The organism is Photobacterium gaetbulicola (assembly GCF_003025515.1).
Taxonomy (GTDB): Bacteria; Pseudomonadota; Gammaproteobacteria; order Enterobacterales; family Vibrionaceae; genus Photobacterium; species Photobacterium gaetbulicola.
In genome coordinates this window covers 46,756-73,323 of sequence record NZ_PYME01000007.1, presented here as the reverse complement: position 1 = coordinate 73,323, position 26,568 = coordinate 46,756, and the positions used below count along the sequence as shown (strand labels likewise).

Annotated in this window: 22 protein-coding genes; 12 read left to right on the top strand and 10 right to left on the bottom strand. The window is 50.8% G+C overall.

From position 1 onward, the window contains the following. Positions 1-67: 67 nt before the first annotated feature. From C9J03_RS08095 to C9J03_RS08085, 3 genes are all read right to left on the bottom strand, one after another. Positions 68-1,357, bottom strand: a complete 1,290-nt coding sequence (locus tag C9J03_RS08095) for a hypothetical protein (protein WP_107291686.1) — start codon at positions 1,355-1,357, stop codon at positions 68-70. A gap of 227 nt (positions 1,358-1,584) precedes the next feature. After that, positions 1,585-2,307, bottom strand: a complete 723-nt coding sequence (gene nfsA / locus C9J03_RS08090) for an oxygen-insensitive NADPH nitroreductase (RefSeq protein WP_044622923.1) — start codon at positions 2,305-2,307, stop codon at positions 1,585-1,587. 361 nt (positions 2,308-2,668) lie between these two features. Next, positions 2,669-3,868 (bottom strand): iron-containing alcohol dehydrogenase, encoded by a 1,200-nt coding sequence (locus C9J03_RS08085; RefSeq protein ID WP_044622922.1) that lies wholly within the window; start codon positions 3,866-3,868, stop codon positions 2,669-2,671. 300 nt (positions 3,869-4,168) lie between these two features. Here C9J03_RS08085 and C9J03_RS08080 point away from each other — a divergent pair, with 300 nt between their 5' ends. The 4 genes from C9J03_RS08080 to C9J03_RS08065 all read left to right on the top strand — a co-directional run bounded on the left by C9J03_RS08080 (position 4,169) and on the right by C9J03_RS08065 (position 8,569). Next, positions 4,169-4,432, top strand: a complete 264-nt coding sequence (locus C9J03_RS08080; RefSeq protein WP_039457468.1) for a GrxA family glutaredoxin — start codon at positions 4,169-4,171, stop codon at positions 4,430-4,432. Between the two features lie 198 nt (positions 4,433-4,630). Further along, positions 4,631-6,313 (top strand): aspartate:alanine antiporter, encoded by a 1,683-nt coding sequence (locus tag C9J03_RS08075; protein WP_039457470.1) that lies wholly within the window; start codon positions 4,631-4,633, stop codon positions 6,311-6,313. A gap of 238 nt (positions 6,314-6,551) precedes the next feature. Next, positions 6,552-7,226, top strand: coding sequence for a response regulator (locus tag C9J03_RS08070; RefSeq protein WP_039457473.1), 675 nt, complete (start codon positions 6,552-6,554; stop codon positions 7,224-7,226). Continuing rightward, complete coding sequence (locus C9J03_RS08065) at positions 7,226-8,569, top strand: ATP-binding protein (RefSeq protein WP_044622921.1); 1,344 nt, start codon at positions 7,226-7,228, stop codon at positions 8,567-8,569. The genes C9J03_RS08070 and C9J03_RS08065 overlap by 1 nt, the downstream gene beginning before the upstream one ends. 86 nt (positions 8,570-8,655) lie before the next feature. On the opposite strand, the gene fabV is transcribed toward C9J03_RS08065, so the two are convergent. The 5 genes from fabV to C9J03_RS08040 all read right to left on the bottom strand — a co-directional run bounded on the left by fabV (position 8,656) and on the right by C9J03_RS08040 (position 15,175). Next, positions 8,656-9,858: an enoyl-ACP reductase FabV gene (gene fabV / locus C9J03_RS08060; RefSeq protein WP_044622920.1), complete on the bottom strand. Its 1,203-nt coding sequence runs from the start codon at positions 9,856-9,858 to the stop codon at positions 8,656-8,658. A gap of 198 nt (positions 9,859-10,056) precedes the next feature. Then, positions 10,057-12,333 carry an acyl-CoA dehydrogenase gene (locus C9J03_RS08055; RefSeq protein ID WP_044622919.1) on the bottom strand — a complete coding sequence of 759 codons (2,277 nt, stop codon included), beginning with the start codon at positions 12,331-12,333 and terminating at the stop codon, positions 10,057-10,059. A gap of 49 nt (positions 12,334-12,382) precedes the next feature. Further along, on the bottom strand, positions 12,383-13,057 hold the full coding sequence (gene psrA / locus C9J03_RS08050; protein WP_044624415.1) for a TetR family transcriptional repressor PsrA: 675 nt from the start codon (positions 13,055-13,057) through the stop codon (positions 12,383-12,385). A 632-nt stretch (positions 13,058-13,689) separates the two neighbouring features. Next, complete coding sequence (locus C9J03_RS26880) at positions 13,690-13,857, bottom strand: hypothetical protein (RefSeq protein ID WP_211300770.1); 168 nt, start codon at positions 13,855-13,857, stop codon at positions 13,690-13,692. A gap of 469 nt (positions 13,858-14,326) precedes the next feature. Continuing rightward, positions 14,327-15,175, bottom strand: coding sequence for an NAD-dependent epimerase/dehydratase family protein (locus C9J03_RS08040; RefSeq protein ID WP_231580712.1), 849 nt, complete (start codon positions 15,173-15,175; stop codon positions 14,327-14,329). A 341-nt stretch (positions 15,176-15,516) separates the two neighbouring features. Between C9J03_RS08040 and C9J03_RS08035 the strand changes: the two genes are divergently transcribed. Then, positions 15,517-16,371 (top strand): MurR/RpiR family transcriptional regulator, encoded by an 855-nt coding sequence (locus tag C9J03_RS08035; RefSeq protein ID WP_039457491.1) that lies wholly within the window; start codon positions 15,517-15,519, stop codon positions 16,369-16,371. Positions 16,372-16,745: 374 nt separating this feature from the next. After that, positions 16,746-18,191 carry a pyruvate kinase gene (pyk, locus tag C9J03_RS08030; RefSeq protein ID WP_039457493.1) on the top strand — a complete coding sequence of 482 codons (1,446 nt, stop codon included), beginning with the start codon at positions 16,746-16,748 and terminating at the stop codon, positions 18,189-18,191. Positions 18,192-18,262: 71 nt separating this feature from the next. Here pyk and C9J03_RS08025 read toward each other — a convergent pair whose 3' ends face one another. Beyond that, a complete protein-coding gene (locus tag C9J03_RS08025; RefSeq protein ID WP_044624413.1) occupies positions 18,263-18,724 on the bottom strand; it encodes an outer membrane lipoprotein in 462 nt (153 codons plus the stop codon). Positions 18,725-18,812: 88 nt separating this feature from the next. Between C9J03_RS08025 and aat the strand changes: the two genes are divergently transcribed. The 6 genes from aat to speB all read left to right on the top strand — a co-directional run bounded on the left by aat (position 18,813) and on the right by speB (position 24,176). Further along, the gene (gene aat, locus C9J03_RS08020) at positions 18,813-19,535 is read left to right on the top strand and encodes a leucyl/phenylalanyl-tRNA--protein transferase (RefSeq protein WP_044622918.1); all 723 of its coding nucleotides are present in this window, start codon (positions 18,813-18,815) and stop codon (positions 19,533-19,535) included. Continuing rightward, positions 19,531-20,235: an arginyltransferase gene (locus C9J03_RS08015; RefSeq protein ID WP_044624412.1), complete on the top strand. Its 705-nt coding sequence runs from the start codon at positions 19,531-19,533 to the stop codon at positions 20,233-20,235. The genes aat and C9J03_RS08015 overlap by 5 nt, the downstream gene beginning before the upstream one ends. A gap of 175 nt (positions 20,236-20,410) precedes the next feature. Beyond that, positions 20,411-20,629, top strand: coding sequence for a translation initiation factor IF-1 (gene infA / locus C9J03_RS08010; protein ID WP_005298441.1), 219 nt, complete (start codon positions 20,411-20,413; stop codon positions 20,627-20,629). 279 nt (positions 20,630-20,908) lie between these two features. Then, on the top strand, positions 20,909-21,085 hold the full coding sequence (locus C9J03_RS26665; RefSeq protein WP_156136179.1) for a hypothetical protein: 177 nt from the start codon (positions 20,909-20,911) through the stop codon (positions 21,083-21,085). Between the two features lie 163 nt (positions 21,086-21,248). Then, a complete protein-coding gene (speA, locus tag C9J03_RS08005) occupies positions 21,249-23,171 on the top strand; it encodes a biosynthetic arginine decarboxylase (RefSeq protein WP_044622917.1) in 1,923 nt (640 codons plus the stop codon). Positions 23,172-23,258: 87 nt separating this feature from the next. Further along, positions 23,259-24,176, top strand: a complete 918-nt coding sequence (gene speB / locus C9J03_RS08000; protein WP_044622916.1) for an agmatinase — start codon at positions 23,259-23,261, stop codon at positions 24,174-24,176. A 114-nt stretch (positions 24,177-24,290) separates the two neighbouring features. Here speB and clpA read toward each other — a convergent pair whose 3' ends face one another. Continuing rightward, positions 24,291-26,555 carry an ATP-dependent Clp protease ATP-binding subunit ClpA gene (gene clpA, locus C9J03_RS07995; RefSeq protein WP_044622915.1) on the bottom strand — a complete coding sequence of 755 codons (2,265 nt, stop codon included), beginning with the start codon at positions 26,553-26,555 and terminating at the stop codon, positions 24,291-24,293. Positions 26,556-26,568 lie beyond the last annotated feature (13 nt).

The following is a 26,568-nucleotide window of genomic DNA, read 5'->3' as shown; positions in this document are numbered from 1 at the left end:
GATGTAAAAAAAGCAGCATATATGCTGCTTTTTTATTCATGATTGTTTTATATAACCAGACCGGCAATCAAATTTCCTGTCCATCCCCCGCTTCATCCCCCGCTTCATCTCCGGCCATGGACACGGCGCTATTGATCGGCTCTACCTCATCGGCGGCTAGCTCCTGCTGGGCCGGCATGTCTTCGATGATATTGGGTAACGGCGTCTCACCGGCCTGCTGTTCATCCGCAGGGATCTGCGCTTCAGGTGCCGGAGCCATCCTCAACAGCTGTGCTTGGAGTTTAGCGATTTGGCGGTTCTGCTCTTTGAGCAACCCCTTGAGCGTATCTAGCTGGACCTGCTGCTGGGTAGGCTGGGTCTGGCGACTGGCCAACTGAAGCTGCTGACGCGTACCTGCCACCTGCGAGCTTAATTGCTTGGCCTGCTCAGCCAATGGCTGGTCGCGCAAATCTGAATCATTCAGCGCCTGGGAGATGCTGAGCAACTTCGCTTCAATGGTAAGAATATAGCTTTCGTATTCATCACGGTTACGGTCACGCAGGTATTTCACCTCTTCGGCAATATGCGCCGCGTGGGCAAGCTCAAACTCTATGGCTGACACCACTTGGTTGATCGCATCAAAGGCCCGGGGAGAATTATCTATCAACGTCTTACCAGCCTTGATTTCCTCTTCAACCTTGGTATAGCTGAGTGGCGCATAATAGCGCACGTCTTCACGACGTAACTGGCGCAGGGCTTCTTCCTGCGGGGTGATATAAATACGCTTGATCACCCTCACTTCCAAACTGTGCGCGCGGGAAAGGAATTCGGTCTGCTCTTCGCGGGCCCGGTTGAGATCGCCGCGGGCCACAAACGCGAACAAGTTGCTATAAAAGCGGTTGAGCCGAACAAATTCACTGCGGTAGTGAGCATTAGCATCAATCGAGTTGAGGTAGGCCAACTGGGTCATGGCAGGTTCCAGGACCTTATCAGCAATTTTCTTTAGCCCCATCAATTCCGCATGGTTGCTCTCGACCACCTCGATATCATTGTAAAAACGGTCGAGGTAGGTCACCGAAGAGAAAAGCGAATAACTTTGCGTGGCGAGATCCGGCGTCGACTGAATGTCTTTGAAAAGATTATCAGCACGCTGCCAGCTTTCCATCATGGTGGCATATTTATCGGGCGCATAGAGCTTTAAACCCCCGGCATCGACGAGGGTGTTGCGCCAATGGCGATGAACTTTATTGGCAGAATGAAGTACGCTCTCAACATTCACTTCTGTGGATAATTCGTTGTTACTGTCTGGTGTGCCGGCACAACCCGCGAGCAAAGTCGCCAATACAACCATACTGGCAACTTTCCCAACATACTTCATATATATGTTCCGATTCTCTTTCCGGCCAGAGGGAATATTTTCAGGCCGATTATTATTGTCTTGTCTAACGATATTCTATCTGACTCACAGTTTTATAAAAAGTTCATCGGTAACTTTTGCCGTATTTTGAACAAAACTTGACAAAAGGTCTATTTTTTCGCCCTTTTTTCCGTCAATTTAAGTCAGAAAGCGTCCGTTCCATAATGAAGTTTTGCTGCCACCTTCCGTTATTTCAAGCTGAAACCTTGCCCTTCGATAAATTTTTTCATAAATGGACGCGCTTCTTTATTCAAGGTGCCAGAAATTTGCTCACTCCAGGACATATCTTTATTTCCCCCGGTACGGTTCAAGTAGTATTGCCGTACATGCTGGTCATAGCGAGCCAGCGTATCCATATCTAGTGGGGTATAGTTGTTTTCATGAACCACCGCAGAACGCGGAAGACGGGGCTTTGCCTCGGGCGACTGTGCTGGATAGCCAAGACAGAGACCAAATAACGGCAGCACATGCAAAGGCAATGACAGCAAGGCCGCGACTTTGTCGGGGTTGTTCCTCAGGCCACCGATATATACCCCACCCAGCCCCAGGGACTCAGCCGCCAGCAAGGCATTTTGTGCCATTAACGCTGCGTCAACAGCACCGATCAAGGTCTGCTCAGTAAATCCCAGCTTTGCGTCAGGATAAATTTGTTGATGGCGATTGTAATCAGCACAAAATACAAAAAACTCCGCGGCACTGGCAACGTACTCCTGCCCGCCGGCATACTCGGCCAATAGCAACCGCTTCTCGCAATCGGTAACCCGAATAATACTGACACACTGGATAAAACTTGACGATGACGCCGCAATAGCACAGTCCAGAATAGTAGTGCGCAAATTTTCACTTATCGGCTCAGCGGTAAACTTACGAATTGAGCGATGGTGCAAAATGGTATCAATCGTCTGGTTCATACATTTCCCTATAACAGTGAGCCTAAATATATACCCAAGTTACCTCAAGGTGCAGGATTCAGAGGGTTGTCAGCGCATTCAATACAAGGCGAAGATTTGCAGGAATGGCATTCCCTTTCAAAAATCTTCAACAAAGGAGTGAATGGGCTGACACCCTCCCGAAGGGCGAGTTTTCTAAGCTCATATACGGCGTTATTGTTTCTTGATTTAGAGCCACTAGATCTTCAAAACAATGCCTTGTCTATAAGCTTATAAATTCTCGCTGAACCTGCCTCTTGAGGTAGCTTGGGTATAAGTCACTCTAGCACAGGCGTCCGGGTTGACCCACTGTTATATGGCATCGAGAAATATTGCCCGTCCGCTAATTTTCCTCGCTGTACAAACCATCTTCTGAGGTAGAACTGGCAACCTGACCTTGGCATATTTGCTCGAGGATGCTCAGCAGCCGATCCTTATTCAGCGGCAGCGGGTTTCCCTTGATCGAGTTCGATAGCAAGGCATCTTCCGCCACTTCATCAAACATCACATTGCAGAACCCATAGTCTGTAAGCGGCGGCAGGCTCAGTCGCTTTAATGTCCGCTTGGTCCAAGCGATACCATCAATAATCTCGGCATTCATCCGGCCAGTCAAAATGCACGCTAGCTGACGATAACGGTTGAGTACATCGGCCCTCCCCGCCTCCCGCGCGGCCAAGACATTTTCCTGCATCACATAAGGGGCTAACTGGGCAGTGATGAGCCCGTGTGGAGCTTGAAGCCTACCACCTAGGGAGGAGGCGAGGCCATGAGCGGCACCAAGCTTGGCATTGGCCAGCGCCATCCCCCCCAGCATGGCGGCAAAGGCCATATCAGAACGGGCCCGTGGGTCATCGTCCTCGCACGCGGCAAGAATGGCCCCGGACAAGCGCCTCAGTCCTTCTTCACAGACCATGTCGGTCAACGGGTTGGGTTCGCCACAGACATACGACTCCATAAGATGGGTAAAGGCGTCCATACCGCAGCAGCCAGACATGACGGGATCCATACCGTAGGTAAGGGTCGGGTCGACAATGGCCAGGTCCGGCAGCATATCGGGGCTTCGCAGCCCGACTTTGACATTTTCCTGTGCCGAGCGCAGTACTGCACTCTTGCTAACCTCCGAGCCAGTCCCTGCTGTAGTAGGAACGGCGATAAAAGGGATCGGTTTGGCTTGCAACGGCACATTGCGCCCTACGACCTCGACATAGTCGTATACACTGCCCTGATTAGGGATCAGAGCAGACAGCGCCTTACCCGCATCGAGCACACTGCCGCCACCGATGGCCAGTACCATGTCAGGGCGGAATTTCCGCCCCATTGCCGCCATCTCCTCCACCATCGCAATGAGCGGCTCGTCGTGAATGGCCACTTGCTGATAGCGCATTCCCTGCTGCTTGAAGTAACTGATCAATGGCTGGGCTCGGGAACTGTCCCGGCCTGTCACCAGTAGCACGCTGTAGCCGAACTGGTTTAATGTCGACAATGAATTACTCAGTGCGCCTTCCCCGAAGATTATCCGAGTGGCCGTCATAAACTGAAACATAGGCACTCCATTCCGTATTTTATAATTAATTATTATCGAGTGTGCCCCGATGCTGATTCCTGTTTTTGATTCTGAGCAACTTTTCACCATTGAATAAAACTGTCGACACGAGAACCTGCGAGCAGTCACATTTCATTCCAGACGGCTGATACATCCCATCCAGCCTCTCGCCTTCGCGCCCAAAAGCATCGCTGCATTTTCCTGCAATCGGTTTTGTCTATCACAGCAAGAGATAAATCCCTCTTTCTCATCCCTGCCAGTCACGATATAGTAAACCCATCAAATTTAAGGAGAGATGCTATGTTCGTTGTTATTTTTGGCCGCCCGGGCTGCCCGTTCTGTGTCCGTGCAAAAGATCTTGCCGACAAACTAAAAGAAGAGCGCGAAGATTTTAACTACCGTTATGTCGATATCCACGCAGAAGGCATCAGCAAAGCTGACCTAGAAAAGACAGTGGGTAAACCAGTCGAAACTGTACCTCAGATCTTTATCGACCAAGAACATATCGGCGGCTGCACAGACTTCGAAGCATACGCCAAAGAAAACCTAGGCCTGTTCCAGTAAGCGCAGAGCAACCCGTTTAGTAACATTTTCTTAAAAAGGCTGAAATATCAGCCTTTTTTATTAGCTTCTGGTCTATTTCTCAGCAAATCAATCCGAAATTTTTCTGTTAATAACGATGATTTTCGGTATGCCATAAACATAAAATCAGCTAGAATTTCCCCACTTTGTTGCTGGTCTCTCTTCGCGGAAAAAACTGTTGTGAATATCGATGTCGCCGCCCTCCTACATCAGAATGATATTCTGTTGCTCTTTGTTGTACTTGCTGTAGGCCTTTCGGCCGGTAAAATTCGCATTGCCAACATGCAACTGGGAAACTCCATCGGAGTTCTCATTACTGCCCTCCTGTTTGGCAATGCCGGCTTTACCTTTGACGCCGACGCGCTGAACATCGGCTTTATGCTGTTTATCTTCTGTGTCGGGATTGAGGCCGGGCCTAACTTCTTCGGGATCTTTTTCCGCGATGGTAAACACTATTTGCTGTTGGCACTGGTCGTGATCCTGTCGGCGATTTTCATCACGGTCACCATGAGTAACTACCTCGGCCTCGGGCTTGGGTTGAGCACCGGACTCATGGCTGGCTCACTAACGGCGACACCGGTACTGGTTGGGGCAAAAGATGCCTTGGCCAGTGGCTTGTCCAACATTACCGATCCAGACAGCATCCAGCAAATTATCGACAGTATCAGTGTCGGCTATGCCATGTCTTATCTCATTGGCCTCGTCAGTGTTATCGTGCTGGCCAAGCTGATGCCCAAATTGCAAAAACATAATCTTGCCGAATCATCGCAGCAAATCGCCCGTGAACGAGGCATCGGTGAGAGTGCCCAGCGAAAGGTATACCTGCCAATCATCCGTGCCTACCGGGTTGGTCCAGAACTGATCAACTGGATTGATGGCCGCAACCTGCGTGAACTGGGTATTTACCGCCAAACCGGCTGCTACATTGAGCGCATTCGCCGAAACGGCATTCTGGCCAACCCCGACGGTGACGCCATTTTGCAGGAAGGGGATGAGATCGCTTTGGTAGGCTACCCTGACAGCCATGCCCGGCTTGATCCCAGCTTCCGCAATGGTAAAGAAGTCTTCGACCGCGATCTGCTGGACTTGCGTATTGTTGAAGAAGAGATTGTGGTCAAGAACGACAGCATTGCCGGCAAACGTCTATCCGAGCTGAACCTGTCAGAATACGGCTGTTTCCTCAACCGGGTCGTCCGCGCCCAGATCGAAATGCCGATGGATCACAACATCCTGCTGAGCAAGGGGGACATCCTTCAGGTCAGTGGTGAGAAAAGCCGCGTTCTGGGACTGGCCGAGCGCATTGGTTTCATCTCGGTCCACAGCCAAATTGCCGACCTGCTGGCGTTCTGCTGCTTCTTCATCATTGGCTTGCTGGTCGGTACCATCACCATGACCTTCGGCCAGATTGCTTTTGGTCTGGGTAGCGCGGCCGGTTTGTTGGTGGCAGGCATTACGCTGGGTTTCCTGCGGGCCAACCACCCGACCTTCGGCTACGTGCCGCAAGGAGCGCTGAACATGACTAAGGATCTCGGGCTGATGGTCTTTATGGTCGGTATCGGCTTGAGTGCTGGTTCCAACCTGTTTGATTCGCTGTCACAAGTTGGCCTGGCCGTGTTCTCGGCAAGTTTAATGGTAAGCGTGATCCCTGTAGTGCTGGCCTACCTGTTCGGAGCCTACGTCCTGAAAATGAACCGTGCCCTGCTGTTCGGGGCCATCATCGGCGCCCGTACTTGCGCGCCGGCGATGGATATGATCAACGAACACGCCCGCAGTACGATCCCAGCCCTGGGTTACGCCGGTACCTATGCCATTGCCAACGTGCTGCTGACAATTGCCGGCACCCTGTATGTGATCCTCAGCTAACGGCAGCAAGCCTACCCGACTCAACCACATGCCCCCTAGATAAACAGGGGGCATTTTTTTGCTTAACACAGCACTGTCGAGTCAGCACAGATTCAGTCCATTTCATCTAAGCTATAAAGAGTTAAAATTCACCGTATATCCCTGATTAGCACCACAAATTGCTAGGAAATATTCGCCACTTCACACGCTATTCAGTATATTGACTGAATAGGTAGAAAAACTATTGGTAATCAAAACTATGCGTATCCTTATTGTTGAAGACGATCCGATCCTCAGTCACCACCTAAAATCCCAGCTAAGTGAAATGGGCCACCAGGTTCAGTGCGCGGGCACAGCAGAAGAGGGCCTATTCTTTGCTCAGGATTACCCTAACGATGTGGCAATCGTTGATATCGGCCTGCCTGATCGTGATGGCATCAGCCTGATCAAAGATATGCGCGAAAAAGGACTGCGCTTGCCTATCCTGATTTTGACAGCCCGTTCCAACTGGCAAGACAAGGTCACCGGGCTTGAGGCGGGCGCCGATGACTATCTGGTCAAGCCGTTCCAAAAAGAAGAAATGGTGGCACGACTCAGTGCGTTGGTCCGCCGCAGTGCTGGCTTTGTCAAACCCGAGATGACGGCCGGAGACATCCGTGTCGATCTGCTGGCCAAGCAAGTGTTTATTCAGGATAACCTGCTCGAGCTTACCGCGTTTGAGTACGACTTACTGGAATACCTGATGCGCCACAGCCGTCAGGTCGTCTCTAAACAGCGCCTGCTGGATGTGCTGTACGAAGATCAGGAAGGCGATCCGAACACAATCGAAGTGATGATCAGCCGGCTGCGCAAGAAGTTCACCAATAATGGCCAGGAAAACCCAATCTCCACCATCCGCGGTCAAGGCTATATTTTCGAACTTCAAGCCCAGTAATGAAGAGAATTATCCAACCGCGGCTGCGCCGCCGAGTTCTTGTCACCTCCGTCGCGATCATTGTTCTGATCACCTCAGCACTGGCTGGGGTGATTAACCAGCTTTATAGCCAAAGCTATATGGCCGCGTACTCTTCCGAACTAGTCGCCCAAATGCCGATGGTCGTTGCCCAGCTCAACCGTGCCGGCCTGATCAAAGATGTCGACAAATGGATAGACTCGGTCGACCCGTCTGATACTGACTACATGTCGGTGGTCTGTGACAAAACCGACCACACTATTTGGCTTTCCGAAGAAGCCAAGGAAGCCAATATTGGCAATATATGTAGCGAGCTCCCCGACAGTATCCCTGTGCCTACCCTTGTTGAAACCCAGGAGGGTGAGAATTATATCGCCTATAACATGAGCCAGGAACGGGAAGGAGGAAGTGTCTACCAGTTGGTGGTACTCCGTTCCGGTGATTCCTATGTGTCCTCGCTCAATCAGCTGCACAAACGGACCACTTTCTATCTCGGTCTGTTTGTCCTTATCGCAATTGCATTCTTGATTGCCGCATTCCACTGGAGTTTCCAGCCACTGCGCAAGATGGCATCGCAGTTGGATCAGATGACCGATTCAAAGCGTGACAAGCTTGATGATGATTTCCCTATGGAGCTGCAAGATGTGACCTTGGCACTCAACCGCCTGATTGAAATCAGCAACGCCCAGAAAGGCCGATACCGCCATGCTATGGATGACTTGGCGCATAGCCTGAAAACACGCTTGGCTGCAACCAACGCGCTGCTGGATGACAAGGACATTCCCCGCTTCGAATTGAACCAGCGGGTGATGGAGCAGATCAGCCAAATGGACGAACTTGTCCAATACCAACTAAAGCGTGCCATGATGGGTCAGCAGGGGCTGCAGAAAGACAAAACCGAGCTAAAGCCACTGACGGACAGCTTCAGCCGCTTGCTAAGTAAAGTGTATACAGAGAAAAACGTCTCACTGCGTTGCTTCTTCAACGACAAACTGACGCTGCCGGTCAACCGAAGTGACTTAATGGAGCTACTCGGTAACCTGCTGGAAAACGCCTACCGGTTCTGTATTACCGAGGTTCGGGTCACTGTAAAGGAAAAACCTGACCGGTTTATCATCGTTATTGAGGATGATGGCCCAGGCGTGCCGGAAGAGATGCGTGAAGCGATATTCCAACGCGGCGTCCGAGCAGATCAGCTCAACCCTGGACAAGGGATTGGCCTGTCGGTTTGCCACGAGATAGTGATGAGTTACAAGGGCACAATTCATGTTGAGTCGGCATCGATTGAAGGCGCGGCCTTTGTGATTGAATTGCCGAAGCATTAAACCCGGCCTTCAGCAATTACAAAAACCACTAGCACAAAAAAACCGCCGTAGCCGGCGGTTTTTTTATTTACGCTTTCTGCGTGAAGTTAGATATCTTGAACATCAAACTCAACAGCTGGGTTCACATCTGCGTCGTAGTCCACCGATTCGATACCAAAACCAAACAGTTTCAAGAACTCATCTTTGTACTGCTGGTAGTCAGCCACTTCAAACAGGTTCTCGTTGGTTACGTTCGGCCATAGATCACGACAGTGCTTCTGGATATCTTCACGTAGTTCCCAGTCATCAAGACGCAGACGGTTTTTGCTGTCTACCTCAGGTGCACTGCCGTCCTCTTTGAACAGGCGCTGGGTGAACATGCGGTGGATTTGCTCCATACACCCTTCGTGAACCCCTTCCTCACGCATCTTCTTGAACACCATGGCGATGTATAGAGGCATAACCGGAATGGCCGAGCTCGCCTGAGTAACCACACTCTTCAGTACGGCAACGTTGGCCGAGCCACCCGTCGCAACCAGTTTCTCGTTCAGCTCAGTAGCTGCGCGGTCAAGGTCCATTTTCGCCTGGCCCAGAGCACCGTGCCAGTAGATTGGCCAAGTGATCTCGGTACCGATGTAGCTGTAAGCAACGGTCTTGCAGCCATCAGCCAGCACACCAGCCTCAGACAGCGCATTGATCCACAGTTCCCAATCCTGTCCACCCATAACGGTAACAGTATCAGCCACTTCTTGCTCAGTAGCCGGCTCAATGCTTGCCTCAATCAATACGTCTTTGTTGGTATCAACTGCGGTTGCGGTGTAGGTTTCGCCCATTGGCTTAAGCGTCGAGCGAACCACTTCGCCTGTATCTGGCATTTTACGCACTGGAGAGGCCAGCGAGTACACCACCATGTCTACCTGACCCAGATCTTCTTTGATCAGGTCAATCACTTTCTGTTTTGCTTCGTGAGAGAAAGCATCACCATTCAAGCTCTTGGAGTATAGGCCTTCTTCTTTGGCAAACTTGTCGAATGCGGCAGAGTTGTACCAGCCTGCTGTACCCGGTTTCTTTTCAGTACCCGGCTTTTCGAAGAACACACCAATAGTTGCAGCACCGCCACCAAATGCAGCGGCAATACGCGAAGACAGACCGTAACCGCTTGATGAACCAACAACCAGTACACGCTTAGGGGCATTGGCAATAGGACCCTGTGCCTTAGTGTATGCAATCTGCTCTTTGACGTTTTCCTCACAACCCACAGGGTGAGTCGTAGTACAAATAAATCCACGAATTCTAGGTTTGATGATCATTTTCAACTTCCCTTACACAATTGACAGTAGGATAAAAGGTAAATGACAAATTCGCATTAAATTTATGAGCGAAAACGCTAAATTTGGCAGTGGTTGGAGGTGTTCCGCGCGGAAAATCACAGATTTAGCGCAAAAAAGTGCCACGCAATTGCGTGGCACATGGGAGACACCAGGTTTATTGTTCACAAGGCGTACGCCTTAGGCTGCTTTCCCCGGTTGCAAGCCGCCTTTTTTGAAGTGGGCAGCAGAGAAGTGATCCACCTGAATCGCCCTCTGTCTTAACTGATCGGCATTTTGCATTTTTTTCACGTCGGCGTCTGTGACGATCCCCTCATCAAGAGCAATTTGTAGCTTTTCTGTTAAAGAAGCCTTGCGTGGGATCGTACCCGCTTTAACCGCCTTGGCAATTTTACGCTCGAGATCTTTTACTTCGTACATGGCAATAAACGCGCGTTCCATCAACCCAACCGGATCGTCCTCTTGTTTACCGACATAGCAAAGGTGGGTCAGCCTATCACGCTGCTTGCCCGGCCGCATCAGAAGCTCGGCAATCTTCACCGCCACCTCATCTTTTGGTGCTGCATAGTGAATGCCGAGCGGGAACAACAAGGTACGTAGCAAACGACCAACCCCCTTGCGTGGGAAATTGGCTAACACTTCATCGAACGCAACCCCACACTGGTGCAAACAATGCTGCAAACCGTAATGGACAAATGGCAGGTCTTGCTGCTGGCGCCCCTCGTCCTCGTAACGTTTGAGTACCGCAGAAGCCAGGTACAAATGGCTTAGTATATCGCCCAAGCGGGCAGAAACCATTTCACGACGTTTCAGCTCACCGCCAAGACTCAGCATGGCAAAATCAGCGGCCACAGCCAACGCACGACTCATACGAGACAACTGCTTGTAGTATTTAGCCGTTTCTCCACTGACCGGCGAGCTGTTGAAGTACGAGCCACTGAAGGCGTTGAGCAAAGATTTGCTTACATTCCCTACCGCAAAACTGATGTGGCTAGCCAGCAACTTATCGAACGCTTTCGCCCCTTCGCGACTGTCTGGGTTTGCCGCCGCCTCCATCTCGCTAAGCACGTACGGGTGGCAACGCGTGGCCCCCTGACCGAAAATCATCAGATTTCGGGTTAGGATATTCGCCCCTTCTACCGTAATGGCGACCGGCATGCCGAAATAATGGTGGCCGATATAGTTCATTGGCCCGAGCTGAATCGCGCGCCCGGCGTGGACATCCATCGCATCATTGAGGATGGTCCGAGCCATTTCTGTCATATGGTATTTGGCAATGGCCGTGACGATCCCCGGAGTTTCATCCATATCAAGAGACGTCGTCGTCAGAGTTCGTGATGCTTCTAACATATAAGTGAAACCACCAATACGCCCCATCGCCTGCGCAACACCTTCGAAGTTACCGATAGACATCCCGAACTGCTTTCGGACATAGGCATAAGCGCCTGTGGTTCTTGCCGTTAAATGACCAACGGCAGTCCCCAGTGCCGGAAGGGAAATACCACGGCCTGCCGACAAACATTCCACCAGCATACGCCAGCCACGGCCGACATAATCCTGACCACCAATCACCCAATCCATCGGGATAAAGACATCGTTACCGCGGGTCGGGCCGTTCATGAAGGCAAGGTTCAGCGGATCATGGCGCTCACCAATTTCAACGCCCGGGTGATCTGCCGGGATCAAGGCACAAGTAATGCCGAGCTCTTTGTTGTCGCCAATCAAACCATCAGGATCATGCAGTTTGAAGGCCAACCCCAGCACGGTGGCTACCGGTGCCAGGGTGATATAACGCTTGTTCCAGCTCACGCGGATCCCCAGCACTTGCTCGCCTTGGTACTCGTCGTAGCACACCACGCCCAAATCAGGGATACCACCGGCATCCGACCCCGCTTCAGGGCCGGTAAGGGCGAAACAAGGAATATCTTCACCGTGGGCCAAGCGCGGCAGCCAATAATCTTTCTGCTCCTGGGTACCATAGTGAGTCAGAAGCTCACCCGGGCCCAGCGAGTTTGGCACCATGACCGATACCGCGGCACTCAGACTCTTGGTGGCAATCCGGGTAACGATGGTTGAATTGGCGTGGGCGGAAAAGTCCAAACCGCCATACTCTTTACCGATAATCAGCGAGAAGAATTTCTCTTTGCGCAGATACTCCCACACCTCCGGCGACAGATCTTTATCTTCCTGGACAATCTGATAGTCGTTCAGCATATCCAACAGCGGCTCTAGCTTGTTGTCGATGAACGCCTGCTCCTCGTCACTCAATTTAGGCTGCGGGTAGGTCAACAAGGTATTCCAGTTAGGGTTCCCGCCGAACAGCTCACCATCCCACCAGACACTGCCGGCCTCCATGGCCTCTCGCTCGGTGTCGGAAAGTGGCGGCAGCACTTTCTTGAACATTTTGAATGCGGGATCACTGAGATAGCGTTTTCTTAGTTTGGTTAACGTACTCATGTTTCAGGTCCTTTTGTCACTTTTATCGTTATTGGTTTTTTGGGTATATCTATCTTGTTCCTGTTGACTGTTCGCTAATTAGCGAAAGCGATTGTTCTATCGGTGCAGCAACGCCCGCTGCCAAATAAGGCACCAAACGTTCGATCAAATCTTCAGGTTTAACCTGGCGGGAGAAGTCATTCGCCGCAATCTCACACAGCGCGGTAGACGAGGCCATGGTGAAAACCGATGCCCCAAGCGTGAAATGCAAGCGCCAAAATAAGGTTTCAGGATCTAAAGATGGATTGGCACGGCATACCGCGGTGGTAAATAGAGTTAATACTTGCTCATAGCGAGTCATGATGAACCAACGCAAATGCCCCTGAACATCGGTATACCCCCTGCCAATCAGCGACATGAACACGGTTGCCCCGTTGGCACGGTATTCATTAAGTGATAACAGCGGATCTTTAAGACAGCGAAAGACATCTTCCATGGAAAAATCGTCGCGCGTCAGCAGCACTTCCAGTTCTGATTGTAGGGAGGGCATGAATGCCTCGAGATAGCGACCAAGCACTGCCCTGACCAAGGTTTTCTTGTCGCCATAGTGATAATTGACGGACGCCAAGTTCACCCCAGCTTTGCTGGTGATGGTGCGCAGTGATGTGTCTTTGAAGCCGTGTTCGGCAAAGAGTAGCTCGGCAGCATCCAGGATACGTGCCTTGGTTTCTCCCTTTCCAGCCATATTCATTCACCCGTATTAAACACTTGTTTAAACTTTACATTCAAGAAACATTTTTAACAAGTCACAAATATACCCCATGTTGTAACATATTGATATTTTCGCTGTTTAATATAAAAGTCGTGAAGATGATCAATCTTTCCTTCGCAGCTCTCGTAACTCCAACCGGGTGAAAAACGTCTCAATCCTGTCTCGTGAAAACGGCTTGAGATTTAACCAAACAAAAAAAACCTGAGAAAGTGAAAAAAAATTGGAACAAAGTCGACATCTGTGGGTCATAACTATTGCCACTGCTTTTTCTTAGAAGACATTCTTCGAAACCCGTCCCCGCCACTGGAGACGGGTTTTCTTTATTTCCCGCTTAATCCACTTTCCTTTACTAAAGCCTAAAATCAAACAGTTAGAAAAAAAGTACTTTTTTTTCATTTTTCTTGAACCATCTTGAAAATAGCCAGTCATATATAATGACATTCAGATTAAAGACTTTTCACAAATTGCTGGCCGCAACTTGCATTTACTCTTTAATCCCACAATGCCACTGCTGCTAAACTCCTAATTGTTTTATGATGTGTTGCCCACTCAATTGAAGTGGGCTTTTTTTTTCCGCAAAGCATTCCCCTGAGATCTCTTCTCGCTCAGTGGTCGCCCGGTACTTCCTGCTTAAGCTCCACCATGACTTTCTTTAGCCCATAGCCCATAGCCCATAGCCCATAGCCCATAGCCCATAGCCCATTTTCCAACCGCACTTCTTTTTTCAAAAAAAAAGAATAATTTTTTGAACCATTTGAATTTGGGCCAGTCATATATAGTGACATTCACATTAAAGCCGCGGTAAGCAGATTAATTTCCTACTCATTCCGCTGCTTTAATTTATGATGCCACTGCTGCTAAACTCCTAATTGTGTATATAGAGCTTTCGCCCACTGACTATCAGTGGGTTTTTTTTATCTGAAGAAAATTAATTTTTTTTGAACTATTCGAAAACTTACCAGTCTGACTATACATGATTCAGATTAAAGATGTGGTTCATGACGCGGTTCATGAAAAACAATGGGTATATCCCTTCTTTAATATGTAATGCCACTGCTGCTTAACTCCTAATTGTATATAGAGCTTCGCCCACTGATTTTTAGTGGGCTTTTTTTTATTCGTAATCATATAATTATGGGCAATAAACAAGCCCTAGCCCAAAATACCATACAGCGTTGACTATTATTTAAATTAACAGCTCGACCACCAACTCACCCACCTCCCCTGCACGGGCTGTACGCGCTATATGTCAGGCCTCTCAGAAAGCAAATCGGCATGCCGGATTCGCAACGACAACCATTCGCAGGTTTTGCCAGCATCAATGACCTTACTGTTACGCTCCGGCGAATTAATGAACTCCGGCAGCGGCAAACCTGCCAATTGGGCCATCTGTTGGTAATAGTCTTCTCGGCTTGGATGCTGCGGAGCGGCTAAATGCATGACCGGATGATGGGGCCAGCGGACAGCCATCTGCGAAATGGCAGCGATACAGTCCTCTTGGTGAATGAGGTTCACTCTGTCTTTACCGTTTTCGATCCCTTGGCGGCCCGATAGATACCGAACCGGATGCCGTCTTGGACCAATAAGCCCTGCAAGCCGCAGGATCACCACCTCATTCCCCCATTCAGTTCGCAAATATTGTTCGACAGCTAAATGGGCCTTTCCCGACAGCGTATTAGGGCGAGGTTCCGTCCATTCATCAACGGTTCCCTGACATTCACCATAAACCGCCGTGGTGCTGATAAAAATGACCTTGCGACAGCCAACCTGCTTAGCCATCGCGGATAACCGCTTCACTTTAGCGACCCACTCCTCCACAGCTCCTGCGTAACGACCGGGCGGAATATTGATGACGAGCAAATCGGTATCAAAAAATGATGTGATAGGCGGAGAAAGGGCTGGCAACTCCAATGACAGGGGAAGAGAGAGTGCCACACCGTGGATTCCGTACTCCGCCAGCTCCAACGCTGGCCCTACCGCCTGCTTGCTTCCCCATGTTTCTATCCCCAACTGGACGAAGTGCTTGGCCAAGGGCAGACCGAGCCACCCACAACCACATATGCTGACCTTACTCATTTTGCTCTGTGTCATAACCTCTCCCTTCGTTACCGCTGCATGAAAACCATTTTCACTTGGCAGCACAAATCCGTCGCTGGATTTATTTCAACCTGTAAATTAATTCCTGCCATTTGAAAATTAGCTACAGAAAAATACGATATTAGCCCTCCAAACCGTAATTTTGAGTAAAAATCTTTTCAGTTCTGAAAGAAAAAACTCGATCCCTGTCAAACTATAATAAAAAGAGAAAGCGATATTCATGGATTTACTAGGAGCAGATCCATGAAAAGTAGTATAGTTTCATCAAAATGGCTTTAAGCACTTTATATGATAAGTAAGCCAGTAACGAAATTCAGTAACGAGCGGTAACCGCCATGAATACCCTAGAGAAAATTCAAAAGAATCTTGATAACTTCAGTAAGTCAGAACGCAAAGTCGCTGAAGTTATCCTTGCCTCGCCACAGACAGCCATTCACTCAAGCATTGCAACTCTGGCAAAAATGGCGGATGTGAGTGAACCGACCGTTAACCGCTTCTGTCGCCGCCTAGATACCAAGGGCTTCCCAGACTTTAAACTGCACCTTGCCCAGAGTCTAGCCAACGGTACCCCGTATGTGAACCGTAATGTCGAAGAAGATGACGGCCCGGATGCCTACACATCGAAAATCTTTGAGTCCACCATGGCATGCCTGGACGTGGCAAAGAACAGCCTCGACCCAATGCAAGTGAACCGTGCCGTTGACCTATTGACCCAAGCCAAGAAAATTTCCTTCTTCGGTCTGGGTGCGTCCGCCTCTGTCGCTCATGATGCCCAGAATAAGTTCTTCCGTTTCAATATCCCGATTGTTTGCTTTGATGACATTGTGATGCAGCGCATGAGTGTGATCAATTGCAGTGATGGTGACGTGGTGGTGATGATTTCTCACACCGGCCGTACCAAGAGTTTGGTCGAAGTCGCCCGCATGGCCCGAGAGAACGGTGCAACGGTAATTGGTATTACAGCCAAGGATTCACCGCTTGATCGTGAGTGTTCAATTTCTATCTGCCTGGATGTACCGGAAGATACCGACGTCTACATGCCAATGGCAAGCCGTGTGGTTCAGATGACCGTCATCGATGTGCTAGCTACGGGCTTTACCCTGCGCCGTGGTGCAGGTTTCCGCGAGAACCTAAAGCGTGTCAAAGAGTCTCTGAAAGACTCCCGCTTCACCAAGGAAGGGATCATATAACCTTCTACGCGGCTCCCTTTGGGTATGCATCGTTACCAAACGAAAAAGGCATGGCTTCGGCTGTGCCTTTTTATCTTTCCGCACGCTCGATTTGTCGCTCTGAAGCACTATCCATCAACTACACTTACCCCAACCAAGAGAGCAATTCTCTGCAGATATGCATGATATTGCCTATAAAAATTTCCGCAACAAATCCAAAGCATGATGAAAAATTATGCATGACTAGTCCGACAATATGTTTTTTTCTTACAGTTTGTTGATAAAGAACAGCTTCTTTCTTCCTTTACATGTTGTAAAATTTCATGCAACTCAATGAAGCAGATTTCCACAAGCAATCGTTTCGTTGGTAACCAATGATACAGATGGAGTTTCCGATGTCTGAAAGGCTAAGACGTACTAAAATCGTTACTACTTTGGGTCCTGCTACCGACCGCGACAACAATCTTGAGAAGATTATCGCAGCCGGTGCAAACGTTGTGCGAATGAATTTCTCGCATGGCAGCCCAGAGGATCACATCCAGCGCACCAAGACTGTACGTGAAATCGCCGCGAAGCTAGGTAAGCACGTCGCTATCCTAGGCGATCTCCAAGGCCCGAAAATCCGTGTGTCTACTTTCAAAGACGGCAAGATTCAATTGGCGATCGGCGACAAATTCACCCTAGACAGCGACTTGGCAAAAGGTGAAGGCGATCAGCAGGCTGTTGGTCTTGACTACAAAGAGCTACCAAAAGACGTTGAAACAGGTGACATCCTGCTACTTGACGACGGTCGTGTTCAGCTAAAAGTCACCGCCGTTGAAGGTAACAAGGTTCACACCGAAGTCACCGTTGGTGGCCCACTGTCAAACAACAAGGGTATCAACAAGAAAGGCGGTGGCCTTTCAGCTGAAGCTCTAACAGACAAAGACAAAGCTGATATCATCACTGCCGCTCAGATGGGCGTTGACTACCTAGCCGTTTCTTTCCCACGCAACGGCGAAGACATGAAATATGCTCGTCGTCTTGCGATGGAAGCTGGCCTTGAAGCTAAACTAGTGGCAAAAGTAGAGCGTGCTGAAGCCGTTGCAACCACTGAAGCGATGGATGACATCATTATGGCTTCTGACGCGGTAATGGTAGCCCGTGGTGACCTAGGTGTTGAAATTGGTGACCCAGAGCTAGTTGGTGTGCAGAAGAAACTGATCCGTCGTGCACGTAGCCTGAACCGCACCGTGATCACGGCGACCCAGATGATGGAAACTATGATCACCAGCCCAATGCCAACCCGTGCTGAAGTGATGGACGTGGCCAACGCCGTGCTTGATGGTACCGATGCGGTAATGCTATCTGCTGAAACGGCTGCGGGTAGCTACCCTGTGGAAACAGTAACAGCAATGGCTGGCGTTTGTATGGGTGCGGAAAAAGAGCCGAGCATCAACGTCTCTAACCACCGTCTAGCACGTACTTTCGAGTCGGCGGAAGAAACAGTTGCCATGTCGACCATGTATGCGGCAAACCACATGGAAGGCGTAAAGGCGATGATCGCGATGACTGAGTCCGGCCGTACGCCGCTAATGATGTCTCGTATTTCTTCTGGCAAGCCTATCTTTGCGATGTCTCGTAACGAAAATACGCTAAACCGAGCAGCGCTATACCGCGGTGTAACACCGGTTTACTTCAATCGTGACAGCGACGCTGGCCTTGAAGCGGCAAAACACGCGATTGCAACGCTGAAAGAGAAAGGTTTCTTGACAAGCGGCGATCTAGTGATCGTCACCCAGGGTGACGTGATGGATACCATTGGTTCCACCAACAACATGCGTATCCTAACCGTCGAGTAATCGACAACCGAAACGACCCAAGCGTGATGGTGTTGCCATCACGCTTTGTTTAGCTTCGTCTATGCTCCCCCTCACGGATAGGTCTTGTCCACTCGCACCCCATTATCGAAATACAAAATCCTCACCTTGTCTTCGGGTTGAAACAGCATGCTCGCGTCAACATCCTGGATCACGTCAATCAAGGTGCCATCTTCTGCCCTGATAAGCAGTTCAACCAAACGATAGTGGACAATTTGCCGGGTCGGCTGGCGGTTGTGGGCTATCCCCATCCCAGCGACAGCACCAACCGCCGTCGCGACTTCCCGTCCAGAGCCACCACCAAACTGATTACCAATCAAGCCGCCGATAACCCCACCGAGTAAGGTTTCCCAACCATTGCGTTGCGAATCAACCACATCCTGGTGGGTGATATATCGAACACTGTCCACCACACCAAACACCACCTTGTTCACTGTTCGTGCCTGGTTCCTGTTGTAGGGCGCCGCAGAAAGTGCCAGTGGTAAAATAAACAATAACACTAACCATTTTCTCATCATATAATCCTCTTTCCCGGCAACCCTAGGCTCCCCCCACAGTAACGTCGAACGACTTGGGGAGAGATCGGCTACATTTAGTGTAATTATGGCAATTTATCTTCCGGAACTTGATCCGGTCAATACTGACTTCCCTGCTCCTGAAACGGCACTGGCCGACCCAAACGGCCTGCTGGCCTTTGGCGGGGATCTGCGCCCTGAACGCCTTGTCAGCGCATACCGTCAGGGGATCTTCCCATGGTTTTCCGAGGGCGAACCACTGCTGTGGTGGAGCCCGGCACCGAGGGCCGTTTTCCTGCCCGGCCAGTTTCAACCCAGTAAGAGCTTACGCAAATTCTTCAGGAAATCTGACTATCTGGTCACATTAAACCATGCTTGCCACGACATTATCGAGCTCTGCGCTACCACCCGAAAAGCAGAAGAAACCTGGATAACACCTGAAATGATCCAGGCCTACCAGCAACTGCATGACCTCGGGTACTGCCATTCGGTAGAAGTGTGGCAGCAGGACAAGCTTGTTGGCGGACTTTACGGTATCAGCGTCGGCGGGATATTCTGTGGAGAATCCATGTTCTCGCTAGCTGACAACGCCTCAAAAATCGCCCTTTGGCTATTTTGCAAACACTTCAACGCCCATGGTGGCCAGCTCATCGATTGCCAGATGATGAATGATCACCTCGCCTCCTTGGGGGCCGGTGAAATGGAACGAAGCCTGTTCACGCGTTTCCTCCACCAGCAAAGAGATGCCATACTGAGTGAAGAATGTTACCACAGCCAGGAGTTAACTTTCTCACCACATGACCAGTATTAACAAGCTCCCGCTGCGTATCGGGCTAACACCGGAATCCACGTGCAGCTATCTCCCAGACCAAACCGAGCAACTTGGCGTGGTGATGGATCACCACTGGTTGACACCGGCTGGCTACGGCGTGCTGCTGGCATCGGGCTACCGCCGCAGTGGCAACGCCGTCTACAAGCCAATGTGCCAGCAATGCAGCGCTTGTGTTCCGCTGCGGGTTGACTGCCCCGCGTTTCGTCCATCGAAGAGTCAAAAGCGCCAACGCAACCAGATGGCACGGCTGCGATGGGAGTTCAAGACCGAGTTAGATCCAGGCTGGTACCCACTTTACGCCCGCTACATTACCCAGCGTCATGCCGATGGCAGTATGTACCCACCCAACAAGGCGCAGTTCTTTGAGTTTTGCACCGCCCCATGGATGGATACCCGGTTCCTGCATGTCTACCAGGATGAACAACTGATAGCCATTGCCGTCACCGATGTCTTCGAAGATGCCATGAGTGCAGTGTACAGCTTCTTCGAGCCCGACAGCACACTGTCACTGGGTACGCTCTGTGTCCTGTATCAAATCCAATATTGCCAACGCTCGGGACGCCGCTGGCTGTATCCGGGTTACCAGATAGACCAGTGCCAAGCGATGAACTATAAAATTCGTTTCAGGCCCTGCGAGAAGCTAACAGCACATGGATGGCAACGTTTTGATGAAAACTGAGCTGCATTTTTCACCACTGCCTGAGGGAAATACGATAAAATACGGATTAATGCATCAGAGTAGCTGACAAAGCACATTCGCAGATGTAAAATTGCGGCCTAAACTTTACACTCAAACAGTTTCAAGGCATTATCCGGCCCGATCAGATGAATGGCTGGTAGCCTAAGAGGATTCAATGGCAAAAGAAGACGTAATTGAAATGCAAGGTACTGTGCTTGACACACTACCTAACACTATGTTCCGCGTAGAGCTTGAGAACGGTCACGTTGTTACCGCTCACATTTCTGGCAAAATGCGTAAAAACTACATCCGTATTCTTACTGGTGACAAGGTAACTGTGGAACTGACTCCATACGACCTAACCAAAGGCCGCATCGTCTTCCGCGCCCGTTAATCTTTAATCAAGATTACAGAATACAAATAAAACCCGGCACTGTGCCGGGTTTTATTTTTTCTACGGCCGTAAAAGGCGGCCGTTGTACGTTGCCACGGCCAATAAGATTCCCTTATCGTCGCTGCAAATTTATTTTATTTGCCACAACCCACGTTCAGTTGTCTAATCCTCCCTGCACCCAAAGGCCCAAGGCGAACGAGGTGTATACGAGGGAGATGCCCTCACCTTACTCTGTCATACCGTGAAATCTGTCTGCAGCACGGCCGTTTAGGAATGACAATGAAACCTATCGCAATGCATGATGCGCTGGTGCAATTAAGCCTGGTGAACGTTTGCGACATCGCAGCTACTATCCATCCCAAAGACCGACCGCTCAACACGTCGCCGCATCTTGAGCGCCGTAAAAAAAGAATATCGCAAAGGCGGAGCCAAAGGACGCTGTCTAGCGGCGTCTAACCCCTTTGATTCACCATGATGTGCTGAGGCCCATTGCATTCCCAGCGCTTCACACATCTGCCTGATGAATATTAACTAACCTGGTGCTTACAGTCTTGAGGCTGGGCCTTGCCACAGCTGTCGATACACTGTCAGTACCCAATCACTGTCCGAGGAAAAAGTAATGAGTGATTGGACGACTAAAAATGCGCGTGACGTTTACAATATCCCTTATTGGGGACAAGGCTACTTTGATATCAACCCGCAAGGTGAGGTAGTGGCGAGGCCCGACAGCCAGAACCCGTTTAACACCATTGCCCTGTCACAGTTAGCGGATCAGTTAATAGCCAAAGGCGCATCTTTACCGGTATTGGTTCGTTTTCCCGATATTCTCCACCATCGGGTCGATACGCTGTGCACAGTATTCAACCAGGCGATCGACCACTACCAATACCAAGGTGAATATCTGGCGGTTTACCCTATCAAGGTAAACCAGCAAGAGGCGGTGGTCAGCGAGATACTCGCTAGCCAGTATGCCAAACAGCAGCGCCAGCTCGGTTTGGAAGCCGGTAGCAAACCTGAGTTGATGGCGGTACTCGCGATGGCCCAGCAAGCCAGCTCAGTGATTGTTTGCAACGGTTATAAAGATCGGGAATATATCCGCCTGGCCCTGATCGGCGAAAAGCTCGGCCATGATGTATATATTGTGCTGGAAAAGCTGTCCGAGCTAAAAACCGTCATGCAAGAAGCCATCGAGCTCGGGGTAAGGCCGCGTCTGGGTCTGCGTGCCCGCCTGGCCTCTCAAGGCAAGGGCAAATGGCAAGCCAGTGGTGGCGAGAAATCCAAGTTTGGCCTGTCGGCATCGCAAGTGCTGTCAGTGGTTGATCAGCTTCGCGACAACGATATGCTCGACTGCCTGCAGCTGCTTCACTTCCACCTCGGCTCGCAGATTGCCAATATCCGCGATGTCCGCAACGGTGTCGGTGAGGCAGGCCGGGTGTATGCCGAACTGAAGAAACTGGGTGCCGGGATCACCACCGTCGATGTCGGTGGCGGCTTGGCCGTCGACTACGAAGGCACCCGCAGCCAGAGCAGTTGTTCGATGAACTACAGCCTGCGTGAGTATGCCAACAATGTGGTCTACACCCTGGGTGATATCTGTAAAGAGTACAGTATCCCGATGCCGAGAATTATCTCCGAATCGGGCCGTAACCTGACAGCTCACCATGCGGTACTGATCACTGACGTGATTGGTGTAGAAAGCTATAAACAAGAGTCGGTTAACCCGCCGGAGACAACGGCACCGCAGATCCTGCACAACATGTGGCATTCGTGGCAGGAGTTGATGACGTTGACCGACTCTCGTTCGCTGATTGAGATTTACCACGACAACCAGAGCGATCTGGCTGAAGTCCATACTCAATTTGCCCTTGGCATGCTGAACTTTACTGAACGCGCATGGGCTGAACAAATCAGCCTGAGACTCTGCTACGAGCTAGAGAAAATGCTGTCGGCGAAGAACCGGGCCCACCGTCCGCTGCTGGATGAGCTGCACGAGCGCCTTGCTGACAAATTCTTTGTCAACTTCTCGCTGTTCCAGTCATTGCCAGACGCATGGGGAATCGATCAGATTTTCCCAATTTTGCCGCTGAGCAACCTCGACAAGGAGCCAGAGCGCCGCGCAGTGATCCTGGACATTACCTGTGATTCAGACGGAGCCATTGAGCAATATGTTGAAGGCCAAGGCATAGAAAGTACATTGGCGGTACCGGCATGGAGCGATGAATCGCCATACCGCATGGGGTTCTTCCTTGTCGGGGCCTACCAAGAGATCTTGGGCGATTTACATAACCTGTTCGGTGATACCGATACCGCGATTGTTCGCACTCAGCCAAACGGCGGCTATGAGATTGAGCGTGTCGAGCACGGCGACAGCGTCAAAGATGTCCTACGCAGCGTCCGCCTTGATTCCGCCAACTTCTTGGCCCAGTACGAACAGATGGTCAAGCAACACTTGCCTGAACACGAGCACAGCGCCATCTTGAGCGAGCTCGAAGAAGGGCTAAATGGCTACACCTACTTGGAAGATGTCCAAAGCCAGCTTTAGAGAACGGTTCAGCCGATAAAGCCAACCCAATAACAGAACAAGGCCACCAGCACGCTGGTGGCCATTTTGAAAACCGAGGAACCGACTATGGCAACGCTTGCAACTCACCCTGATTATTCGCTGACGGCCAATGCCTTTGGTTTTTTGCGCCAGCCGCTAGAGTTTGCACCACACTCCACCGATGCCGATGTCATTATCACCGGTGTACCGTTCGATATGGCCACCACCGGTCGCTCAGGCAGCCGCATGGGCCCGAACGCAATCCGCCAGGTATCAACCCACCTTGCCTGGGAAGGCAAACGCTGGCCTTGGCCGTTTGCACTTAAAGATGCCATTACCATCGCTGACTGTGGGGATTTGGTTTTTGATAGCGGTGATGCCGCCCAGATGTGTGAACGCCTGGAAAACCATGCGACGTCACTGCTTGAAGCCGGCAAATCCTTGCTGACATTCGGCGGTGACCACTTCGTCACCCTGCCGCTGCTGCGCGCCCATGCGAAAACGTTCGGCAAAATGGCGCTGATCCACTTCGATGCCCATACCGATACCTATGATATGGGTAGCCAGTTCGATCACGGTACCATGTTCTACCATGCCCCAAACGAAGGCTTGATTGACCCGCAGCACTCAATCCAGATCGGGATCCGTACCGACTATGACAACAAACTCGGCTTCAGTGTCTTGGATGCCGGCACCGCCAACGACTGGTCGGTTGAGCAAATTGTCGAGAAGGTTAAACACACTGTTGGCGATATGCCGGTTTACCTCACCTTCGATATCGACTGCCTGGATCCCGCCTTTGCACCGGGTACGGGTACCCCGGTATGCGGCGGGCTGACATCGGACAAGGCACTGAAGATCATTCGAGGCTTACAGGGTATCAACCTGATCGGTATGGATGTTGTCGAAGTGGCCCCGGCCTATGATCATGCCGACATGACGGCCTTGGCTGCGGCCACTATCGCCACGGATTTACTGCATTTATTCGCAGCTAATAAGCGATAAGCGATAAGCGATAAGCGATTTTCCTTCTCGCGCGGTACCTCAAGCCGCATGCCGACGCAAAAAAATAACCGCCCTCGGGCGGTTATTTCATTTATGGCTAAAGCGTTTTTTGGCTTAGTGCGCAGGCTCTAGGTCGCTGCTGAACTGGAAGTCCAGCTCATCGTTGACGATATCAACCCGGACCGAGCCCCCATTGACCAAACTACCGAACAACAACTCGTTAGCCATCGGTTTTTTCAGGTTATCCTGAATCACGCGGGCCATCGGACGGGCCCCCATAGCCTTGTCATAGCCCTTGTTGGCCAGCCACTCGCGGGCCTTCGACGACACTTCCATTGACACGCCGCGGGCATCCAACTGTGCCTGCAGCTCGACAATGAACTTGTCGACCACCTGGGAAATAACATCTTTCTCAAGATGGTTGAACCAGATGATACCGTCTAGACGGTTACGGAATTCAGGCGTAAACACTCGCTTGATTTCGCCCATCGCATCATGGCTGTGATCCTGCTGGATCAATCCGATCGACTTGCGCACTGTCTCGGTCACACCGGCGTTAGTGGTCATCACCAAAATCACATTGCGGAAGTCCGCCTTGCGGCCGTTGTTATCCGTTAGCGTACCGTTGTCCATCACCTGCAGCAGCAGGTTGAAGACATCCGGGTGGGCTTTCTCGATTTCATCAAGCAGTACCACCGAATGCGGATGCTTTATAACGGCATCGGTCAGCAAACCGCCCTGGTCATAGCCTACATAGCCAGGAGGCGCACCGATCAGGCGGCTCACCGTGTGGCGCTCCATGTATTCGGACATATCGAAGCGAAGCAGCTCGATACCCAGGGTACGGGCTAGCTGGACCGTTACCTCAGTTTTACCCACCCCGGTCGGACCGGCAAACAAGAATGAGCCTACAGGCTTGTTCTCGGCCCCTAGACCGGCGCGGCTCAGCTTGATCGCCTCGGTGAGCACATCAATCGCCGGATCCTGACCAAACACCAGCATCTTGAGTTTGCTGTCGAGCTTCTGCAACACATCGCGGTCACTCGAGGAAACTGATTTTTCAGGGATACGAGCCATCTTGGCAATCATCGCCTCGATATCGCTGACATTGACAGTCTTCTTGCGGCGACTGGCTGGAGCCAGGCGGCATCGCGCACCGGCTTCATCGATAACATCAATCGCTTTATCCGGCAGGTGGCGTTCATTGATGTATTTCGCTGACAGCTCAACCGCAGCACGGATCGCTTTATTGGTAAAGCGAACTTCGTGGTGCGCTTCGTACTTCGGCTTCAGACCCATCAAAATCTTGGTGGTGTCATCCAGTGACGGCTCAATGATATCGATTTTCTGGAAACGACGTGATAGGGCACGCTCTTTCTCGAAAATATTGCTGTATTCCTGATACGTGGTCGATCCCATACAACGTAACTTACCGTTACTCAACAACGGCTTGATTAGGTTGGCTGCATCGACTTGGCCACCGGAGGCTGCACCGGCACCGATAATGGTATGGATCTCATCGATAAACAGGATGGCCTGATCTTCTTTCTCTAGCTGTTTGAGGATAGCCTTGAAACGCTTCTCGAAATCACCACGGTACTTGGTGCCCGCCAGCAGCGAGCCAATATCCAGTGAGTAGATCACGCAATCCTTGATCACATCGGGTACCTGGCCCTCGACAATGCGCCAAGCCAGACCTTCAGCAATCGCGGTTTTACCCACACCGGCTTCACCGACCAGCAATGGGTTGTTCTTACGGCGACGGCACAGCACCTGCACCGTTCGTTCAAGCTCAGTATCCCGGCCTATCAGCGGATCAACCCCACCCGCACGGGCCAGCTGGTTAAGGTTGGTGGCAAAGTTTTCCAGTTTATCTTCGGAACTCTGCTCTGAGCGTGGCTCTTCGCCACCGACATCCGACCCATTGATATCGTCATTGTCGCTATCTTTGACGGTGCCGTGTGAAATGAAATTGACTACATCTAAACGGCTGATGTCACTCTTCTTGAGTAAGTAAGCCGCATGAGACTCCTGCTCGCTGAAAATGGCAACCAGTACGTTAGCACCAGTCACTTCGCTACGGCCAGAAGACTGAACGTGGAATACAGCACGCTGTAATACACGCTGGAAGCTGAGTGTAGGCTGAGTTTCCCTGCTTTCGTCATCCACTGGGATCAGTGGGGTCGTTTGTTCAATAAACGAATCAAGCTCTTTGCGCAGCGTATCGATACTAGCTCGGCAAGCCAACAGCGCCTCCTGAGCCGCTGGGTTTTCCAGCAATGCCAGCAGCAAATGTTCCACCGTCATAAATTCATGACGTTTCTCTCTCGCCCGCGCAAAAGCAGCATTCAAGCTCGCTTCAAGTTCTTTGTTTAGCATAAGGCACCTCCCC